Genomic DNA, 17,920 nt, shown 5'->3' with positions numbered 1-17,920 from the left:
ATCTTTCGGAGGCATTTCTTGACCGGGCACCCTGCCCCCAGTGGTCCGTGCGTGGTGGTTGCCGGCGGTGGCACCGCGGGACACATCGAGCCCGCCCTGGCGCTGGCCGACGCGGTCATGCGGCTGCGGCCGGACGCGCGTGTCGTGGCGCTCGGTACCGAGCGCGGCCTCGAGAGCAAGATCATTCCCGCGCGCGGGTACCCGCTGGAGCTCATCCCGCCGGTGCCGATGCCGCGCAAGCCGACGCTGGACCTGTTGAAGCTGCCGCTGAACGTGCGTGGCGCGGTGAAGCAGACCCGTGAGGTGCTGGAGCGCGTCGGCGCCGACGTCGTCGTCGGCTTCGGCGGCTACGTGGCGCTGCCCGCGTACCTCGCCGCGCGCGGCCGGGTGCCGATCGTCGTGCACGAGGCCAACGCCAAGGCGGGTCTCGCGAACAAGGTCGGCGCCAAGTTCGCCGCGCACGTCGCGGCCGCCGTGCCGGACTCGGGCCTGTCGGACGCCGAGATCATCGGCATCCCGCTGCGCCAGTCGATCACGACGCTGGACCGCGCCGCGCTGCGGGCCGAGGCGCGCAAGTTCTTCGACCTCGACCCGGACGCGCCGACGCTGCTGGTGACCGGCGGCTCGCAGGGCGCACGGTCGATCAACAACGCCGTGTCGGGTGCGGCGGCGGCGTTCGCTTCCGCCGGTGTCGGCGTGCTGCACGTGCACGGACCCAAGAACACCGTTGCGGTGCAAGCGGTTCCGGGCGCGCCCGCGTACCAGCCGGTGCCGTACGTGGACCGCATGGACCTCGCCTACGCCGCCGCGGACGCGGTGCTGTGCAGGTCCGGCGCGATGACCGTCGCCGAGGTGTCGGCCGTCGGCCTGCCCGCGGTGTTCGTGCCGCTGCCACACGGCAACGGCGAGCAGGCGTTGAACGCGGGCCCGGTCGTGCAGGCGGGCGGCGGCATCCTGGTGCCGGACGAGGAGCTCACCACGCAGAAGGTGATCGACCTGGTCGTGCCGCTGGTCGCCGACCGTGCGCGGCTGCAGGCGATGACCACCGCGACGCTGGGCACCGGGCGGCGCGAGGCCGACGAGGTCCTGGCTCGCAGCGTGCTGGAGGTGATCAAGAAGTGAACGATGTTCTCGATCGCGTCCACCTGGTCGGTATCGGTGGCGCGGGCATGAGCGGCATCGCCCGCATCCTGCTGGCGCGGGGCGGTCAGGTGTCCGGTTCGGACGCCAAGGACTCGCGGACCGTGCTGGCGCTGCGTGCGCAGGGCGCGTCCGTTGCCGTGGGGCACGCCGCGTCGAACCTGGACCAGCTGGCCGATGGCCCGACCGCGGTCGTGGTTTCGACCGCGATCAAGGAGACGAACCCGGAGCTGGCGTCCGCGCGGGAACGCGGCATCACGGTGCTGCGGCGCGCGGAAGCGCTGGCGGCGTTGATGGAGGGGCACCGCGTCGCGTGTGTCGCGGGCACGCACGGCAAGACGTCGACGACGTCGATGCTGACCGTGGCCCTGCAGCACTGCCGGCTCGACCCGTCGTTCGCGATCGGCGGCGACCTCAACGAGTCCGGTGCGAACGCGCACCAGGGCACCGGTGGCATGTTCGTCGCCGAGGCCGACGAGTCGGACGGCTCGTTCCTGTTCTTCTCGCCGTCGGTCGCGGTCGTGACGAACGTCGAGGCCGACCACCTCGACCACCACGGCACCGTCGAGGCGTACGTGGCGGTGTTCGACTCGTTCCTGTCGCGGATCGAGCCCGGTGGCGTGCTGATTACCTGTGTGGACGATCCCGGAGCTGCCGAACTGGCCTCGCGCGCCCGTGAACTGGGCATCCGGGTTCGCACTTACGGACGTTCCTCGGACGACGCGCGGATTCTGGACTACCGGCCCGACGAGGGCGGCGGGCTCGCGTCCGTGTCGCTGGACGGCGCCACGGTCGAGGTGCGGGTAGCCGTTCCCGGCGAGCACATGGCGTTGAACGCCATCGCCGCTCTGCTGGCCGGCCTGGAGCTGGGTGCCTCAAAGGACTGTTTCCTCGAGGGCCTGGCGGCGTTCGGCGGTGTGCGCCGGCGGTTCGAGTTCAAGGGCCGCGCCGGTGGCGTCTCGGTGTACGACGACTACGCCCACCACCCGACCGAGGTCGACGCGCAGCTGCGCGCCGCCCGCCCGGTCGCCGGTGACGGACGTGTGGTCGTCGTCTTCCAGCCGCACCTGTACTCGCGCACCCGTACATTCGCGCGCGAGTTCGGCGAGGCTCTCGGTCTGGCGGACGAGATCGTCGTGCTCGACGTGTACGGCGCGCGCGAGGAGCCCGAGCCCGGCGTGACCGGTGCCCTCGTGGCCGACGCGGTGAAGTCCGGTTCCGTGCACTACGAGCCGTCGTTCGACCGCGTGCCGTCCCTGGTCGCTTCCCTGGTACGCGAAGGCGATCTGGTCGTCACCATGGGTGCCGGTGACGTCACCATGCTTGGTCCCGAGATCGTGAGCGCCTTGTCATGAGCACCCCGGTTCGTGGCCGCAGGGTCACATCTCGCGCGGCCGCGAACCGGCGCCCAGACCGTCGCAAGCTGCGGCGCAAGATCATGCGCCGCCGGATCGTGGCGGTACTGACGGTGTTGTCGATCATCGGCCTGGCGTACAGCGTGTGGTTCACGCCGCTGTTCGGCGTCCGCACGGTCGACGTGCGCGGCACCGTCGTGCTGACTGAGGACGACGTGCGGACCGCCGCCGCGATCGAACCCGGATCTCCCTTGGTGCGCCTGGACCTCAAGGGCATCGCCGCGCGAGTCGGCGAGGTGCCGCGGGTCGCGTCGGTGGAGGTCGAACGTTCGTTGCCGGGCACCGTCCGCATCCTGATCTCCGAACGCACCCCGGTCGGCATCGTGAAGACGTCCGACGGCGTCCACCTGATCGACGCCACCGGCAAGGACTACGCGACCCTGACGACCGCGCCGCCGCAGGTGCCCGAGCTGCTGCTGGCGACGCCCGGTGCGAACGACCCCGCGACGCGGGCCGTCGTCGCCGTGGTCAACGAGCTGCCGGAGAAGCTGCGGCCCGACGTGCTTTCGGTGTCCGCCACCGGACCCGCGGACGTCAAGGTGCAGCTGACGCAGGGGCGGGTCGTGAAGTGGGGGAGCGCGGCGGACACGACGCGCAAGGGCGCCATTCTCATGGTGCTGCTGACGCGTCAGGGCAAGACGTACGACGTGTCGTCGCCGGAACTGCCCACGGTGTCGTGACTCAGCTGCCGAGCGTCAGGTGGAAGCCTTCGCTGCGAGCTTCCGCCTCGGTTTTCCAGATGATGCCGCGGTTCGAGTTGCCGACGTGGACCCCGTACATTCGCTCGCCGGACGGGATCTCCGGGATGCTGAACTCGAACAGACACACACCCTTCGCCTTCAACGAAGTCGCTCCCAGTACGGCATTCTGCTGATTCGTGATCACGACCTGTGCTCCGACGCGGACGTCGTCGTAGCCGCTCGACTGGCACTTCGGCACGTCGATGGTCCCGGTGACCGCAAACGCCTCGGAATTGTTCTGGACCGTGGCGCGACCGAGTCCGAACCCGATGCCCCCCGCCGCGAGCAACAGGACAGCGCCGACCAAGAACACCGGCCAACGCCGGCGAGCTTTGGGTTGCTCCGCTGCGATCGGTGGTGAGATCGAGACAACCTGGTCCATTGCGCCTCCACTCGTGTGCGTCACCCGTCCTCATCGGCAGGTGGGCGCACGCATTACCGTGGCCACCCGAATGGAGGAACAACGATGAAGGCGGACCACGTCGTGGTCGTCGGCGCCGGGCTCGCCGGCCTCTCCGCGACCCTGCACCTGCTGGGCGCGGGCCGCCGCGTCACCGTGGTGGAGCGCTCGGACCAGCCGGGCGGCCGCGCGGGACTCCTCGAGCTGGACGGCTACCGCATCGACACCGGACCGACCGTCCTCACGATGCCGGAGTACGCCGAGGAGGCGTTCGCGGCCGTGGGGGAGCGGATGGCGGACCGGGTCACGCTCGACCGCCTCGACCCCGCCTACCGGGCCAGGTTCGCCGATGGCTCGTCGTTGGGCGTCTTCTCGGACTCGTTCGCCATGGAGGCGGAGGTCGAGCGGTTCGCCGGGCCGGCCGAGGCCGCGGGGTACCGGAGGCTGCGCCGGTGGCTCACCGAGTTGTACGACGTGCAGCGCGAGCACTTCATCGGCGCGAACTTCGACTCGCCGCTCGACCTCGTGCGGCCCGAGCTGGCCAAGCTGGCGTGGCTGGGCGGGTTCGGGAAACTGGAGCGCAACCTGCGCCGGTTCCTGAAAGACGAACGGCTGATCCGGGTGTTCTCGTTCCAGGCTCTCTATGCCGGTGTGCCGCCGCAGCGCGCGCTGGGGGCGTATGCGGTGATCGCGTACATGGACACGATCGCGGGCGTCTACCACCCGCGTGGCGGCATGCACGAGCTGCCGAAGGCGATGGCCGCGGCAGCACAACAGCACGGTGCCGACTTCCGTTACGGCACAACCGTTTCAAGCCTGGAGAAGCGGGGCGACCAAGTCGTCGCCGTCCACACCGGGCAGGAACGGATCCCGTGCGACGCCGTGGTGCTGGCGGTGGAACTGCCGGAGGCGTACCGGTTGCTCGGCCGGACCCCGCGGCGCGTGCCGCCGATCCGGTGGTCGCCGTCCGCGGTGGTGCTGCACGCCGGGACGTCGCGGACGTGGGACCTCGACCACCACACCATTCTCTTCGGCGACGCCTGGCGCGAGACGTTCGACGAGATCATCCACAAGGGACGGTTGATGTCGGACCCGTCCCTGTTGGTCACCCGGACCCAGGAGTCGATGCACTACGTGCTGGCGCCGTGCCCGAACCTGCTCACCGCGCCGATCGACTGGGCGCGCGTCGGGCCGCGCTACCGCGACGAGCTCGTGCGCACCCTGGAACGGCGCGGGCTGGACGGGTTCGGCGCGGCGATCACCACCGAGCGGCTCGTCACGCCGGCCGACTGGGGCAACGCCGCGGGCACGCCGTTCGCGGCGGCGCACACGTTCGCGCAGACCGGGCCGTTCCGGCCGCGGAACCTGATGCGCGGCACCGGGAACGTCGTGCTCGCCGGGGCGGGCACGACGCCCGGTGTCGGCGTGCCGCCCGTGCTGATCTCCGGGCGGCTCGCCGCTGAAAGGATCACGCGACCGCGCTGATCTCCCACTTCTGGGCGTAGCGGTTCTGCGTCATCGGCTCGGTCAGACCGACGTTCTTGTCCGGCGCCGGGCCGACGTACAGCGTGTTGCCGATGGCGCTGACGATGGTCGACAGACCGAGCGAGTCGTTGTCCAGACGCCACTTCTGGTTGTCACCCGCAGCGCACGGCGCCAGCTCCGGGTACCACTTGGCGTCCGCGACGCAGGTGCCCGTGGACTCGCTGCGCAGCTGGAACCAGCCGTCGCCGAGCTCGATGCGCCCGAACCGCTGCCCGGTGCTGTCATCGCACGCCGCCAGCACCGGCCAGAACTGGCCGGGGGTCGCGCACTCCTGCCGGTAGTGGCTCTTGATGCGGACGACTTTGCCTGCCGTGTCGGCGGGCGGCGTGGCTGTGCCGACCTCGGTCACCAGCCACTTCTGCTCCGGGCCATCCCACTTGCCACGCGTGCCGACACCCGGCGCCAGCCACGAGTCGGCGAACTTCTCGCCGTACTTCAGCTTCACCGCGCCCGCGACGTCCGGCACGATCTGGACGGCCTGGTCGGTTCCTTCCACCTCGCAGTGCCACATCGACAGATAGCCCCAGCCGGTGACGCACCGACCGGTCGCCGTGTTGCGCAGGACGAACCCGCCCGCGGTGGCCGGCGCCTTCTCCCAGCGCTGCTTCGCGGAACCGTCGCACGGCGCGAGCACGACGATGTCGTCGACGCGGTCGGTCTTGCCGGGCTCCCAGCACGAGCCCAGGGCGACGCTCTTGATCTCGATGACGGGGTTCCCGGCCGCCTCGGCGTGCGCGGAAACCGTGGTCACTGCCCCCAAGGCGATCGCGGTCAGCGCGACCGCCAGTGATCTTTTGCTCATGCGCGCGACGCTACGAGGGACCTTGGGGAAACCCGCATGATTTTGGACATTCTTGCGTGCAGACTGCGCCACATGACACGTGTTGATCCACCGATGGTCGCCGACGAGCGCGACACCCTCAACGGCTTCCTGGACTTCCTGCGCGGCACGATCGAGGTCAAGTGCGAGGGCTTGTCCGAGGAGGATGCGACGCGCTCGACGTTGCCGTCGCCGCTGATGACGGCCGCCGGCGTGGTGAAGCACCTGCGCTGGGTCGAGCACTACTGGTTCGAGGTCGTGCTCGACGGGCAACCCTCGCGGGCCCCGTACACGAAGGAGGATCCGGACGCGGACTGGCGCATCGAGGAAGGCGAGACGATCACCGGATTGCTGGCCGACTACGCTGCGCAGTGCACGGTGAGTCGGGAGATCCTCGCGGGTCTCGACCTCGGTCACGAGGTTCCGTTCCGCGGGGAGGGAACGATTTCCGCGCGCTGGGTGCTGGCTCACATGATCGAGGAGACCGGCAGGCACGCGGGCCACATCGACATCGTGCGCGAACTGCTTGACGGCACGACCGGGGAGTAGTAGCGCACAGTGGAGGGGGCCTACGGCGTGGCTGCTGGAAAACGCGGTCCAGGGTGCCTACCGTCCAGCAGGAACATACGGGGTTGACATAACTCTGAGCCTCAAGTCGAGGTTGAGGGTTTCAATCCGGGTGGAGTCCCACCCAGCACCACAGCACGGACCACGATCAGGAAGGCGGATCCGATGACGCCCCCGCACAACTACCTCGCGGTGATCAAGGTCGTCGGCATCGGCGGTGGCGGCGTGAACGCCGTCAACCGCATGATCGAGGTCGGGCTCAAGGGCGTCGAGTTCATCGCGGTGAACACCGACGCGCAGGCTCTGCTCATGTCCGACGCCGACGTCAAGCTCGACATCGGGCGCGAGCTCACGCGCGGCCTCGGTGCCGGCGCGAACCCCGAGGTCGGACACAAGGCCGCCGAGGACCACCGCGAAGAGATCGAAGAGGTGCTCAAGGGCGCCGACATGGTCTTCGTCACCGCTGGTGAGGGCGGTGGCACGGGTACCGGCGGCGCGCCCGTCGTCGCCTCGATCGCCCGCAAGCTCGGCGCACTGACGATCGGTGTCGTGACGCGGCCGTTCTCGTTCGAGGGCAAGCGTCGCGCCAAGCAGGCCGAGGACGGCATCCAGGCGTTGCGCAACGAGTGCGACACGCTGATCGTCATCCCGAACGACCGGCTGCTGCAGCTGGGTGACATCGGTGTCAGCCTGATGGACGCCTTCCGCTCCGCGGACGAGGTGCTGCTCTCCGGTGTCCAGGGCATCACGGACCTGATCACGACCCCCGGTCTGATCAACCTCGACTTCGCCGACGTCAAGTCGGTCATGTCCGGCGCGGGTTCCGCGTTGATGGGCATCGGCTCGGCGCGCGGGGAGGGCCGGGCGGTGCAGGCCGCCCAGAAGGCCATCAACTCGCCGCTGCTGGAGGCCTCCATGGAGGGCGCGCACGGCGTGCTGCTCTCCATCGCGGGTGGCTCGGACCTCGGCCTGTTCGAGATCAACGAGTCGGCCTCGCTGGTGCAGGAGGCCGCGCACCCCGACGCCAACATCATCTTCGGTACGGTCATCGACGACTCGCTCGGCGACGAGGTCCGGGTCACGGTGATCGCGGCCGGGTTCGACAGTGGCGGGCCGACGCACAAGAAGCTCGAGCCGCAGGCGTTGTCCTCGCCGCAGCGGATGTCGGGGACGGTCGCCGCGGCGACCGCCGGGCAGATCTCGCAGCCCCAGCCCGTCGCGCAGCAGGCTCCTCCGCCTCCGCCGCCCCCGGTGGCCCAGCCGGTGACGCCTCCGCCGCCCCCGCCGGTGCAGCCGGACCCGCGGCCCACGCCACCTCCGCCGACGACCACGGTGCCGCCGCAGCCCCAGGGCAACGGCTACCCGGCGCCGCGTTCGTTGTCGCAGAACGGCACGCTGCCGTCGCGTCCGATCCCGGTGACCGAGGACCCGGACGACGAGGTCGACGTCCCACCGTTCATGCGCCGCTGAGAACGCTATGAAGGGAGCTTTCCAAGCGCTGACCGCTTGGAAAGCTCCCTTCATGCATGAATAGGCTGTGGGTGTGCGCATCCGTCGAGTTGTGACCACTCGCGAGGGTGGGGTGTCCAAAGGGCCGTACGAGTCGTTCAACCTCGGCGACCACGTCGGTGACGACCCGAAGGCCGTTGAGGCGAACCGGGCTCGGCTGGCCGAGGGGATCGGCCTCACGCCCGACCGTCTCATTTGGATGGAGCAGGTGCACGGCCGGACCGTCGGCGTGGTCGACGGACCGCGGGCCGAACCGCTCGAAGCCACCGATGCCGTTGTTACGAAACAGTCCGGCCTCGGACTGGTCGTGCTCACCGCGGACTGCGTGCCGATCCTGCTCGGAGACCCGGAGGCCGGCGTCATCGCGGCTGTGCACGCCGGACGTGTCGGCGCGCGCGTCGGCGTCGTGGTGGAGACGCTCAAGACGATGCTGGCGCAGGGCGCGCGGCTGGATCGCATCGAGGTGCTGCTCGGGCCGTCGGTGTGCGGTGAGTGCTACGAGGTTCCGGCGGACATGCGGAAGGACGTCGAGAAGCACCTGCCCGGCAGCGCGGCGAAGTCCCGCAAGGGAACGCCTTCGCTCGACCTGCGCGCCGGGTTGTGGCAGCAGCTGGCGGACGCCGGTGTCGGCAAGATCGGGATCGACCCGCGGTGCACGTTCGAGGAGGCGACGCTCTTCAGTCACCGCAGGCAGAATCCGACCGGACGGCTGGCCGCGGTGATCTGGATGGAGCCGTGAGCCGACTCGACGAGTTGGCCGCGAACCTCGCGGAGGTGCGGGAGCGCATCGACGCCGCGTGCCGGGCGGCCGGGCGCGATCCGGGTGAGGTGAAGCTGCTCGCCGTGACGAAAACCTTCCCGGCGAGCGACGTGCGGCTGCTGCACGAGCTGGGCTTGCGGGACTTCGCGGAGAACCGCGATCAGGAGGCCGGGCCGAAGGCGGCGGAGCTCAGCGATCTGGTCGACGCGCGATGGCACATGGTCGGCCGGTTGCAGCGCAACAAGGCGCGCTCGGTCGTCGGGTGGGCGGACCGGGTGGACTCGGTGGATTCCGTGCGACTCGCCGAGGCGCTCGCGAAAGCCGCACAAGATCGCGGACGTCCGTTGGACGTGTTGCTGCAGGTCAGCATCGACGGCGACACGTCGAGAGGCGGTTGCGCTATTCCGGATGTTCCGGATTTGGCTGGCGCGATCACACGATCGAGTGATCTCATTCTCCGCGGTGCGATGACTGTCGCGCCCCGTGCGATGTCTCCTACAGCAGCGTTTGAGGTGCTGGAGGAGGTGGTATCTCGCCTACGTGATGATCATCCCACTGTCACCGAGGTTTCAGCGGGGATGAGCGGAGACCTGGAAGATGCCATCGCGCACGGATCCACTTGCGTGCGTGTCGGAACCGCGTTGCTGGGCAGCAGGCGACTAACGTTGCCGTAACTGTCGGGGAACCGAGGGGCCGGCCGCACCGTCCCTATGGTGGGGAACTCGCGGAGGAGGGGCTGGGATGAGCGCGTTGCACAAGCTGAAGGCCTACTTCGGCATGGTCCCCGCCGAATACGCAGACGACCCCGGCTACGAGGACGATCGGGGGCGCTACCACGGCGACTACCGGTCCGAGTACGGAGCCGAGGCCGAGGAGTACGACCCGTACCCCCGGCGCACCCGTGCCTTCACGGGTCGATCCGAGTACCGCTCGGAGCTCGAGGAGTCCGACGACTACGAGCCGGAGTCGCGGCGTGGCCCCGCGCGGCGGTGGAACGCCGACGCGCCCGTTCACGGCGCGCTGGCGGTCGACCCGCACCGCGAGCCGGTCAGCCGGCTGCGGCCGGTGGCCGAGCCGGTGAGCAACCCGCTGGCGCGCATCACGACGCTCCACCCCAGGAGCTACAGCGAGGCGCGCACCATCGGTGAGCACTACCGCGACGGCACGCCGGTGATCCTCAACCTGACGGACATGGACGACGCGGACGCCAAGCGGCTCGTCGACTTCTCGGCGGGTCTCGCGTTCGCGCTGCGGGGCTCGATGGACAAGATCACCAGCAGGGTGTTCCTTCTCTCACCGCCGAACGTGGACGTGACCGCCGAGGACCGCAAGAAGCTGGCCGAAGGCGGGTTCGGCTCCCACGGTTAGAGTTGTGACGTGGAGCCCATCCTCTTCGTCCTGTACTACCTGCTCTTCTCGTTCTGGCTGCTCCTGACCGCGCGTGTCGTGGTCGAGCTGGTGCGGTCTTTCGCGAGGGAGTGGCGTCCTGCGGGCGGTGTCGCCGTCACGCTGGAGACCATCTACACAGTGACCGATCCCCCGGTCCGCTTGCTGCGACGGTTGATCCCAACCGTGCGGATCGGGGGCGTCGGGCTGGACCTATCGATTATTGTGCTGTTGCTGGTCGTTATCATTTTGATGCGAGTGGCAGATCCCAGGTGACGGGGAGCCGGGATATCCGCAGCCCAGGAGTGCGAGAGGTGATCCGATGCCGTTGACCCCCGCTGACGTGCACAACGTCGCGTTCAGCAAGCCGCCGATTGGCAAGCGGGGCTACAACGAGGACGAGGTGGACGCGTTCCTCGACCTGGTTGAGGGCGAGCTCGCCCGCCTGATCGAGGAGAACAACGACCTCCGTCAGCAGGTTGAGCAGCTTGACCAGCAGCTCGAGACCGCGCGTGCCGACCTCGACGACGCACGTGCCAAGGCTTCCTCCGGCCCCATGACGGCCCGCGTGGAAGAGCCGCGCAGGCTCGCCCCGGTGCCGCCCCCGTCCGTGCTGGAGCAGACGTCGCCCGGTGGCGGCGGTGACCACCACGTGCAGGCCGCCAAGGTCCTGGGCCTTGCCCAGGAGATGGCGGACCGGCTGACCGGCGAGGCCAAGGCCGAGGCCGACGGCATGCTGTCGGAGGCCCGGACCAAGTCCGAGCAGCTGCTCAGCGACGCCCGTGCCAAGGCCGACACGATGGTCAACGAGGCCCGCACGCGTGCCGAGACCATGCTGAACGACGCGCGCACCCGCGCCGAGACCCTCGAGCGGCAGGCCCGCGAGAAGGCGACGGCGCTGGACCGCGACGCGCAGCGCAAGCACGCCGAGGTGATGGGCAACATCACCCAGGAGAAGAACACGCTCGAGAAGCAGATCGACAAGCTGCAGACGTTCGAGCGCGAATACCGCACGCGACTCAAGACCATGCTGGAGTCCTCGCTGCGCGACCTGCAGGACCGCGGCCCCGCCGCCCCGTCCGACGGCCGTTCACAGGGCTACTCCTTCGGCGCCCGCGCTGAGGCAGGCTGATCTTGACGGTGTGACGTAACCTGCGTCACGTGCTGTATGTAGTTCTGCTGTTGGTGCTGGCTGCCCTAGGGCTGCTCGTACCCGCGCTGACCACGTCCAACTCCCTGTGGGCATGGTCGTCTGTGGGTGCGAGCGCGGCCGCCGCCGTCGTGCTGTTCGTCGACTGGTGGCGGCGTCGCTCGGTGCCGATCGTAGATCAACATGCTGTAGCCGATGATCAACAGGTTGTCAGGCCCCCGACAGCCGACACGCCGGTCTCATCTGGGGAACCCCCGGAAGAGGACACCGACGCCGCGGACCTGTTGACCGTCGCAGATCTGAAGGACGAGGTGCGGGTGCTCGACGAGCATCCGCGCTATCACCTCGCCGACTGCTCCTGGCTCGCCGGGAGGCCCTCACTGGGCCTCCCGGTGCAGGAGGCCAGGCAACTGGGCTTCACGCCCTGCAGCGTCTGCGCCCCAGACTCAACCTTGGCCCGCAAGTTTCGCGCCGCCCACTGACTGCCGCGTGTCTTACGCTCCGGCCCCGTGTGTTTTACGTTCCGGCACCTTGTGGGGCGCGGGAAGGTAAGACACACGGGGCCGGAAGGTAAGACACGCGCGGGGTTGAGGTCAGCGGTCGAGGAACAGCAGGGTGATCAGCAGGGCCAGCAGGACCAGGTCGACGATGATCCCGACCGGCTTCGAGTCGTAACGCAGCCGCGTGACCGTGGCCCCGACCATCAGCAGGCCCAGGCCGACGGTGGCGGCGATGCCGATCCACGGCACGAACAGGCCCACGATGAGCCCGGCCGCGCCGGCCCACTCCAGTGCGCCGATGGTGCGCCACAACGCCGCGCTCATGCGGAAATGGTCGCGGGCCTCCAGGGACGCCTTCGCGCCCAGCAGCTTGCCGCCGCCGGTCGCCAGGAACAGCACCGCGAGCACGATCGACAACGCAATGGTCATCGCGCGAGCATACGGTTTGCGCCGACCCGTTACGCTTGACCCACAGGCACCGATCCGGCCATCACCGGGGAGCCTCCGGAAGAACAGGCGCGAGCCCTAGTAGAACCGGACGGGTACGGCCCGTTACAGCCGCCAGAGAGGCCAGCGCGCGCTAAAAGCGATGGCAAGCGGGGTGGTACCGCGGTACGCCGAAGGCAGGCGTGTCGTCCCCGCGTCCGTCAGACGCGCGAGGAGCAGTAGCGATGGCCTACCCCAAGGCTGGGCAGGAAGCGGTCCCGGCACAGCCGGCGTTCCCGGAGCTCGAGCAGGACGTGCTCGCTTTCTGGAACGCCGACGACACCTTCCAGGCCAGCATCAAGAGGAACCCGGCGGGCGACAACGGCTCGAACGAGTTCGTCTTCTACGACGGACCGCCGTTCGCCAACGGCCTGCCGCACTACGGCCACCTGCTGACCGGGTACGTCAAGGACGTGGTGCCGCGCTACATGACGATGCGCGGCAAGCACGTCGAGCGCCGGTTCGGCTGGGACACCCACGGCATGCCCGCCGAGTTCGAGGCCGAGAAGCAGCTCGGCCTCAAGACCAAGAGCGACATCGAAGCGCTCGGTGTCGAGAAGTTCAACGAGGCGTGCCGCACTTCCGTGCTGCAGTACACCGATCAGTGGCGCGACTACGTGACCCGTCAGGCGCGCTGGGTGGACTTCGACAACGACTACAAGACGCTCGACCTGGACTACATGGAAAGCGTCATGTGGGCGTTCAAGGCCTTGTGGGACAAGGGCTTGGTCTACGAGGGCTTCCGCGTGCTCTGGTACTGCACGCGGTGCGAGACGCCGTTGTCCAACACCGAGACCAAGATGGACGACGCCTACCGCGAGCGGCAGGACCCGGCGGTCACGGTGGCGTTGCGCCTGGAGTCCGGCGAGAAGGCTCTGGTGTGGACGACCACGCCGTGGACGCTGCCGAGCAACCTCGCCGCCGCGGTGCACCCGGACGTCGACTACGTGACGGTCGAAGTGGACGGCGAGCGCTACCTGCTCGCCGAGGCCCGCGTACCGGCCTATGCGCGTGAGCTGGGCGAGGAACCGACGGTCGTCGCCCGGTACAAGGGATCCGACCTGGTCGGCAAGAAGTACCTGCCGCCGTTCGACTTCTTCGTCGGGCGCGAGAACGCGCACCAGGTGCTCGCGGCGGACTACGTCACCACCGACGACGGCACGGGCATCGTCCACATCGCGCCCGCGTTCGGTGAGGACGACAAGGTCGTGACGGACGCGGCGGGCATCGAGGTCGTCGTGCCGGTCGCCTCCGACGGCACGTTCACCGCCGAGGTCGCGCCGTACCAGGGGCAGCACGTCTTCGAGGCGAACAAGGCGATCATCCGCGACCTCAAGGAAGCGGGTCTGTTGCTGCGCCACGAGACGTACGACCACCCGTACCCGCACTGCTGGCGCTGTGCGACGCCGTTGATCCAGCGCGCGCTGTCGTCGTGGTTCGTCGCGGTGACGCAGTTCAAGGACCGGATGGTCGAGCTGAACCAGCAGATCAACTGGGTGCCCGGCCACATCAGGGACGGCCAGTTCGGCAAGTGGCTTGAGAACGCGCGCGACTGGAACATCTCGCGCAACCGGTTCTGGGGCTCGCCGATCCCCGTGTGGGTGTCGGACGACCCGGAATACCCGCGCGTGGACGTGTACGGCTCGCTCGACGAGCTGGAGCGCGACTTCGGCGTCAGGCCGACCGACCTGCACCGGCCGCACGTCGACGAGCTCACCAGGCCGAACCCGGACGACCCGACCGGTAGGTCGACGATGCGCCGCGTGCCGGACGTGCTCGACTGCTGGTTCGAGTCGGGCTCGATGTCGTTCGCGCAGGTGCACTACCCGTTCGAGAACGCGGAGTGGTTCGAGAACCACTACCCCGGCGACTTCATCGTCGAGTACAACGGCCAGACGCGCGGCTGGTTCTACACGCTGCACGTGCTGGCGACGGCGCTGTTCGACCGGCCCGCGTTCCGCAACTGCGTGGCGCACGGCATCGTGCTGGGCGACGACGGGCAGAAGATGTCCAAGTCGCTCAAGAACTACCCGGACGTCAACGAGGTCTTCGACCGCGACGGCAGCGACGCCATGCGGTGGTTCCTGATGTCCTCGCCGATCCTGCGCGGCGGCGACCTGATCGTCACCGAGCGAGGCATCCGCGACGCGGTGCGCCAGGCCGTGCTGCCGCTGTGGAACTCGTGGTACTTCCTCGCGTTGTACGCCAACGCCGAGGGCCGCGAGGGCACCTGGCGGACGGACTCGCAGCACGTGCTCGACCGGTACGTGCTCGCGAAGACGCACGACCTGGTGCGTGACGTCACGGCGGCGATGGACGTCTACGACGTCTCCGGTTCCTGCCAGTACGTGCGGGAGTTCCTGGAGGTGCTGACGAACTGGTACGTCCGGCGTTCGCGCGACCGGTTCTGGTCCGGTGAGCAGGACGCGATCGACACCCTGCACACCGTGCTGGAGGTCGTCACGCGCGTCGCGGCGCCGTTGCTGCCCTACACGGCGGAGGTCGTGTGGCGCGGGCTCACGGGCGGCCGTTCGGTGCACCTGACGGACTACCCGGCGGTCGCCGACCTGCCCGCCGACGACGCGCTCGTGGCGGCGATGGACCAGGTGCGCTCGGTGTGCTCGACGGCGTCGTCGCTGCGCAAGGCGAACAAGCTGCGCGTGCGGCTTCCGTTGGCGCGCTTGACGATCGCGTCGGCCACGGCGTCCGCGCTGGAGCCGTTCGCGGAGATCATCCGCGACGAGGTCAACGTCAAGAACGTCGAGCTGACGGCCGACGTCGACGCGCACGGTCACTTCGAGCTCGCGGTCAACGCGCGCGCCGCCGGCCCGCGCCTCGGCCCGAACGTGCAGAAGGTGATCAAGGCCGTCAAGGCCGGTGACTGGTCCGAAGTGGACGGAAAGATCGTCGCGGCGGGCATCGAGCTCTTCGCGGGCGAGTACGAGCAGCGTCTCGTCGCGACCGACCCGGCCGCGACGGCCGCGTTGCCCGGTGGTGCCGGTCTCGTCGTGCTGGACACGACGGTCACGCCGGAGCTCGCCGCCGAAGGCGTCGCGCGCGACCTGGTCCGCGTCGTCCAGCAGGCCCGCAAGGACGCCGGGCTGGACGTGTCGGACCGGATCACGCTGACCGTGCAGGCGCCCGACGGCGTCGTGGCGGACGTCCAGCCGCACGCGGAGTTCGTGAAGGGTGAGACGTTGGCGAACGAGCTGTCGTTCGCGGACGTGGCCGAGGGCTCGGACGGCACCGTCGGCGACGGCGCCAAGGTCCGTGTCGCGGTCCGCAAGGCCTGAGGAAACGAGAGTGCGGCGTCATAGCGATGTGAGCGCCGCGTGAGCGATCGTCCTTAGCGTTCGCACTGCCTGATCATGAAAGGGGCAGTGATGAACACTGGGGGATGGCGCCTGGCAGCAGGTGCCGCGATCTTGTCCGTCTGCGTGGTGGCACCCGCCACCGCGCAGGCGGACTCCGCTTGTGCGTGGAAGGTGCAGGACCTGCCGCTGCCGCAAGGCGTCACGCAGGCCGAGATCTCGGACGCCGACCCGGCCGGCGGCTGGGTGGTGGCGACCGCCCGTTCCGGCGGTCAGGACGCCGCGGTCGTGTGGCATGACAACGCTGTCGCGCGCAGCCTGAAGCTGGAGCCGGGCGACTCGATCACGACCGGGGTCAACAGACTCGGGACCGCGCTGGAGTACTCGTACGACAAGAAGTCTTCGTACGCGCACTTCGCGAACGGTGACAAGGCCGAGCTGCCCGCGCGCGTGGGCGACACCGAGTCGTTCGCGGTGGGTATCAACGCCGCGGGTGACATCGTCGGCCATGCCGTCGGCCCGAACGGGCGGCACGTCGTCGTGTGGCCCGCCGCCACGCCGGGCTTGGTGAGCGTTGTCGCGGAAACCGACAACGGCAACAGCTGGCTCCCGATCGACATCGACGACGAGGGCCGGATCCTCGCTCAGGAGACCAAGTCTCCGGCCCGCGGCGGCTACGTCTTCGACAGTGCGGGACACGGCACCCGGTTGGAGCCGTTGCCGGGGCACACCTGGGTGCGGCCGGTGGCGTTCCGCGGCGGGCGCATCGTCGGTTACTCCGCCGCCGGCTTCGACGGGCCGGAGACGGTGGTCGCGTGGGGGCTCGACGGCCGGGTCGTCCGGAAGTTCGACGACCTCGCCCTGGTCCGTGACGTCAACGCGTCCGGCCACGTGCTCGGCAGCGGGACCGACTACTCGACCAACCTGGTGGTCGGGCCGTCCGGGCGGCAGGAGGTGCCGATCATCGGCGCCAGCGAGCTCACCGACAGCGGCGACCTCTACGGCGTGCGGTGGGACGACAAGGCCGTCGCCTACGTGCCGACACACGTCGTTTGCGGCTGACCGTGAACGGGTGCCCTACCCGTTGACCTGCTGAGCGGGCGCCTTCGGGACCACGATCCGCCGGACCAGGCGGACCCACGGCGACCAACGGCTGGGCCGCGCCGGTTCGCGGCCCAGCTCCCGTTCCGCGTTGTCCAGCAGGTCCTCCAGGCACGCGTCGTGCAGCCAGCGGATCACCAGGGCCCACCGCAGCCGGGTGCCGAGCCTGGGCGTGCCGACGAGCGTGTGCCGCAGGACGTTGCCGTCGGCGACGAACGTGTGCGTGCCGTTGAGGCCCATGACGGGCGCGAACGTGAACTCCACGCGCCTGCCCGGCTCGAAGGCCGTGCACGAGTAGCGGATCGGGCCGTGGCCGCCGTCCGCGCCCACGCCGAACGGGCGGTCGAACTTCAGCTGACCCCACTGCGGCGGCCAGAGCTCGGTCAGCCGGTCGATCAGGGGACCGGCGGCACCGGGTAACACCCGCTCGTGGATGTTCTTGATCATGACATGCCCCCTCCGTACGGTGGCGTATGTTTCTGGAACATACGGTAGCGTACGGAACGTGGCGCGTCGATCCCGTGATGACTGGACAGCTGTGGCGATGACCGCACTCGCGGAGGGCGGGGTGGCGGCGGTCGCGATCGAGCCGCTCGCGGCGCGCGCGGGGGCGACGAAGGGGAGCGTCTACCACCACTTCGCGAACCGCGACGCCCTGCTGCAGGCGACCGTCGAGCGATGGGAGCGGCAGCACACCGAGGCGGTCATCGAGCTCGTCGAGGCCGAGGGCAGCCCGTCGGACAAGCTGCGCACGCTGTTCGCGACGGTGCTCGACCGGTCGCGGAAGGGTTCGGTGGAGCTGGCGCTGCACAACGCCGCGGACGACCCGATCATCGCGCCGGTGCTGAAGCGGGTGGCCGAGCGCCGGATCGGTTATCTGACGGACCTGTTCGCCGGGCTGGGGTTCGAACGCGACCAGGCGCATCGCCGGGCGGTGCTCGCGTACTCGGTCTACCTGGGGCAGGCGCAGATGATGGCGACCCTGCCCGACCTCGTCGAGCCGATCCTCGGCGAGGTCGTGCAGGCCCTCACCCAATCGGGTGGTGGATGAGGGGAGCCTTCATGGACCTCAGGTCCATGAAGGCTCCCC

19 protein-coding genes are annotated in these 17,920 nt (G+C 69.3%); 15 read left to right on the top strand and 4 right to left on the bottom strand.

The features are described 5' to 3' along the window. Genes murG through QSK35_RS09530 form a run of 3 tightly spaced genes read left to right on the top strand, consistent with a single transcriptional unit; the run spans position 1 to position 3,235 of the window. Positions 1–1,122, top strand: a complete 1,122-nt coding sequence (murG, locus tag QSK35_RS09540) for an undecaprenyldiphospho-muramoylpentapeptide beta-N-acetylglucosaminyltransferase (protein ID WP_502881636.1) — start codon at positions 1–3, stop codon at positions 1,120–1,122. Then, positions 1,119–2,495 carry a UDP-N-acetylmuramate--L-alanine ligase gene (murC, locus tag QSK35_RS09535; protein ID WP_285744322.1) on the top strand — a complete coding sequence of 459 codons (1,377 nt, stop codon included), beginning with the start codon at positions 1,119–1,121 and terminating at the stop codon, positions 2,493–2,495. Before murG ends, murC begins: the two co-directional genes overlap by 4 nt. Then, complete coding sequence (locus tag QSK35_RS09530) at positions 2,492–3,235, top strand: cell division protein FtsQ/DivIB (protein WP_285744320.1); 744 nt, start codon at positions 2,492–2,494, stop codon at positions 3,233–3,235. Before murC ends, QSK35_RS09530 begins: the two co-directional genes overlap by 4 nt. Before the next feature lies 1 nt (position 3,236). Here QSK35_RS09530 and QSK35_RS09525 read toward each other — a convergent pair whose 3' ends face one another. Beyond that, positions 3,237–3,677, bottom strand: a complete 441-nt coding sequence (locus tag QSK35_RS09525; RefSeq protein WP_285744318.1) for a hypothetical protein — start codon at positions 3,675–3,677, stop codon at positions 3,237–3,239. Positions 3,678–3,761: 84 nt separating this feature from the next. Here QSK35_RS09525 and crtI point away from each other — a divergent pair, with 84 nt between their 5' ends. Next, the gene (gene crtI / locus QSK35_RS09520; RefSeq protein WP_285744316.1) at positions 3,762–5,180 is read left to right on the top strand and encodes a phytoene desaturase family protein; all 1,419 of its coding nucleotides are present in this window, start codon (positions 3,762–3,764) and stop codon (positions 5,178–5,180) included. Here the strand turns inward: crtI and QSK35_RS09515 are convergent. Then, on the bottom strand, positions 5,164–6,042 hold the full coding sequence (locus QSK35_RS09515) for an RICIN domain-containing protein (RefSeq protein ID WP_285744315.1): 879 nt from the start codon (positions 6,040–6,042) through the stop codon (positions 5,164–5,166). The two genes, crtI and QSK35_RS09515, sit on opposite strands and share 17 nt — an antisense overlap. 72 nt (positions 6,043–6,114) lie before the next feature. On the opposite strand from QSK35_RS09515, the gene QSK35_RS09510 reads away from it, so the two are divergent. The 8 genes from QSK35_RS09510 to QSK35_RS09475 all read left to right on the top strand — a co-directional run bounded on the left by QSK35_RS09510 (position 6,115) and on the right by QSK35_RS09475 (position 11,914). Continuing rightward, positions 6,115–6,609, top strand: coding sequence for a DinB family protein (locus tag QSK35_RS09510; RefSeq protein WP_285744313.1), 495 nt, complete (start codon positions 6,115–6,117; stop codon positions 6,607–6,609). Between the two features lie 183 nt (positions 6,610–6,792). Then, positions 6,793–8,097, top strand: a complete 1,305-nt coding sequence (gene ftsZ, locus QSK35_RS09505) for a cell division protein FtsZ (RefSeq protein WP_285744312.1) — start codon at positions 6,793–6,795, stop codon at positions 8,095–8,097. Between the two features lie 73 nt (positions 8,098–8,170). Beyond that, complete coding sequence (gene pgeF / locus QSK35_RS09500; RefSeq protein ID WP_285744310.1) at positions 8,171–8,875, top strand: peptidoglycan editing factor PgeF; 705 nt, start codon at positions 8,171–8,173, stop codon at positions 8,873–8,875. Then, on the top strand, positions 8,872–9,570 hold the full coding sequence (locus tag QSK35_RS09495) for a YggS family pyridoxal phosphate-dependent enzyme (protein ID WP_285744308.1): 699 nt from the start codon (positions 8,872–8,874) through the stop codon (positions 9,568–9,570). Before pgeF ends, QSK35_RS09495 begins: the two co-directional genes overlap by 4 nt. 67 nt (positions 9,571–9,637) lie before the next feature. Next, positions 9,638–10,264: a cell division protein SepF gene (locus QSK35_RS09490; RefSeq protein WP_285744307.1), complete on the top strand. Its 627-nt coding sequence runs from the start codon at positions 9,638–9,640 to the stop codon at positions 10,262–10,264. Positions 10,265–10,282: 18 nt separating this feature from the next. Then, positions 10,283–10,558, top strand: coding sequence for a YggT family protein (locus tag QSK35_RS09485; RefSeq protein WP_146353993.1), 276 nt, complete (start codon positions 10,283–10,285; stop codon positions 10,556–10,558). Between the two features lie 46 nt (positions 10,559–10,604). Then, positions 10,605–11,414 carry a DivIVA-like cell division protein Wag31 gene (wag31, locus tag QSK35_RS09480; RefSeq protein WP_285744305.1) on the top strand — a complete coding sequence of 270 codons (810 nt, stop codon included), beginning with the start codon at positions 10,605–10,607 and terminating at the stop codon, positions 11,412–11,414. A 29-nt stretch (positions 11,415–11,443) separates the two neighbouring features. Next, complete coding sequence (locus QSK35_RS09475) at positions 11,444–11,914, top strand: hypothetical protein (RefSeq protein ID WP_285744304.1); 471 nt, start codon at positions 11,444–11,446, stop codon at positions 11,912–11,914. Positions 11,915–12,025: 111 nt separating this feature from the next. Here the strand turns inward: QSK35_RS09475 and QSK35_RS09470 are convergent, their stop codons facing one another. Continuing rightward, on the bottom strand, positions 12,026–12,361 hold the full coding sequence (locus QSK35_RS09470; RefSeq protein WP_285744303.1) for a DoxX family protein: 336 nt from the start codon (positions 12,359–12,361) through the stop codon (positions 12,026–12,028). Between the two features lie 242 nt (positions 12,362–12,603). Between QSK35_RS09470 and ileS the strand changes: the two genes are divergently transcribed. Then, positions 12,604–15,711 carry an isoleucine--tRNA ligase gene (gene ileS, locus QSK35_RS09465; protein ID WP_285744300.1) on the top strand — a complete coding sequence of 1,036 codons (3,108 nt, stop codon included), beginning with the start codon at positions 12,604–12,606 and terminating at the stop codon, positions 15,709–15,711. A 90-nt stretch (positions 15,712–15,801) separates the two neighbouring features. After that, positions 15,802–16,791, top strand: a complete 990-nt coding sequence (locus QSK35_RS09460) for a hypothetical protein (RefSeq protein ID WP_285744299.1) — start codon at positions 15,802–15,804, stop codon at positions 16,789–16,791. Positions 16,792–16,806: 15 nt separating this feature from the next. On the opposite strand, the gene QSK35_RS09455 is transcribed toward QSK35_RS09460, so the two are convergent. Further along, on the bottom strand, positions 16,807–17,277 hold the full coding sequence (locus QSK35_RS09455; RefSeq protein ID WP_285744298.1) for an SRPBCC family protein: 471 nt from the start codon (positions 17,275–17,277) through the stop codon (positions 16,807–16,809). 97 nt (positions 17,278–17,374) lie between these two features. On the opposite strand from QSK35_RS09455, the gene QSK35_RS09450 reads away from it, so the two are divergent. Further along, positions 17,375–17,881, top strand: a complete 507-nt coding sequence (locus QSK35_RS09450; RefSeq protein ID WP_285744295.1) for a TetR/AcrR family transcriptional regulator — start codon at positions 17,375–17,377, stop codon at positions 17,879–17,881. Positions 17,882–17,920 lie beyond the last annotated feature (39 nt).

The organism is Lentzea sp. NBRC 105346 (genome assembly GCF_030269605.1).
Lineage (GTDB): Bacteria > Actinomycetota > Actinomycetes > Mycobacteriales > Pseudonocardiaceae > Lentzea.
This window is presented reverse-complemented; position numbering and strand designations above follow the sequence as displayed.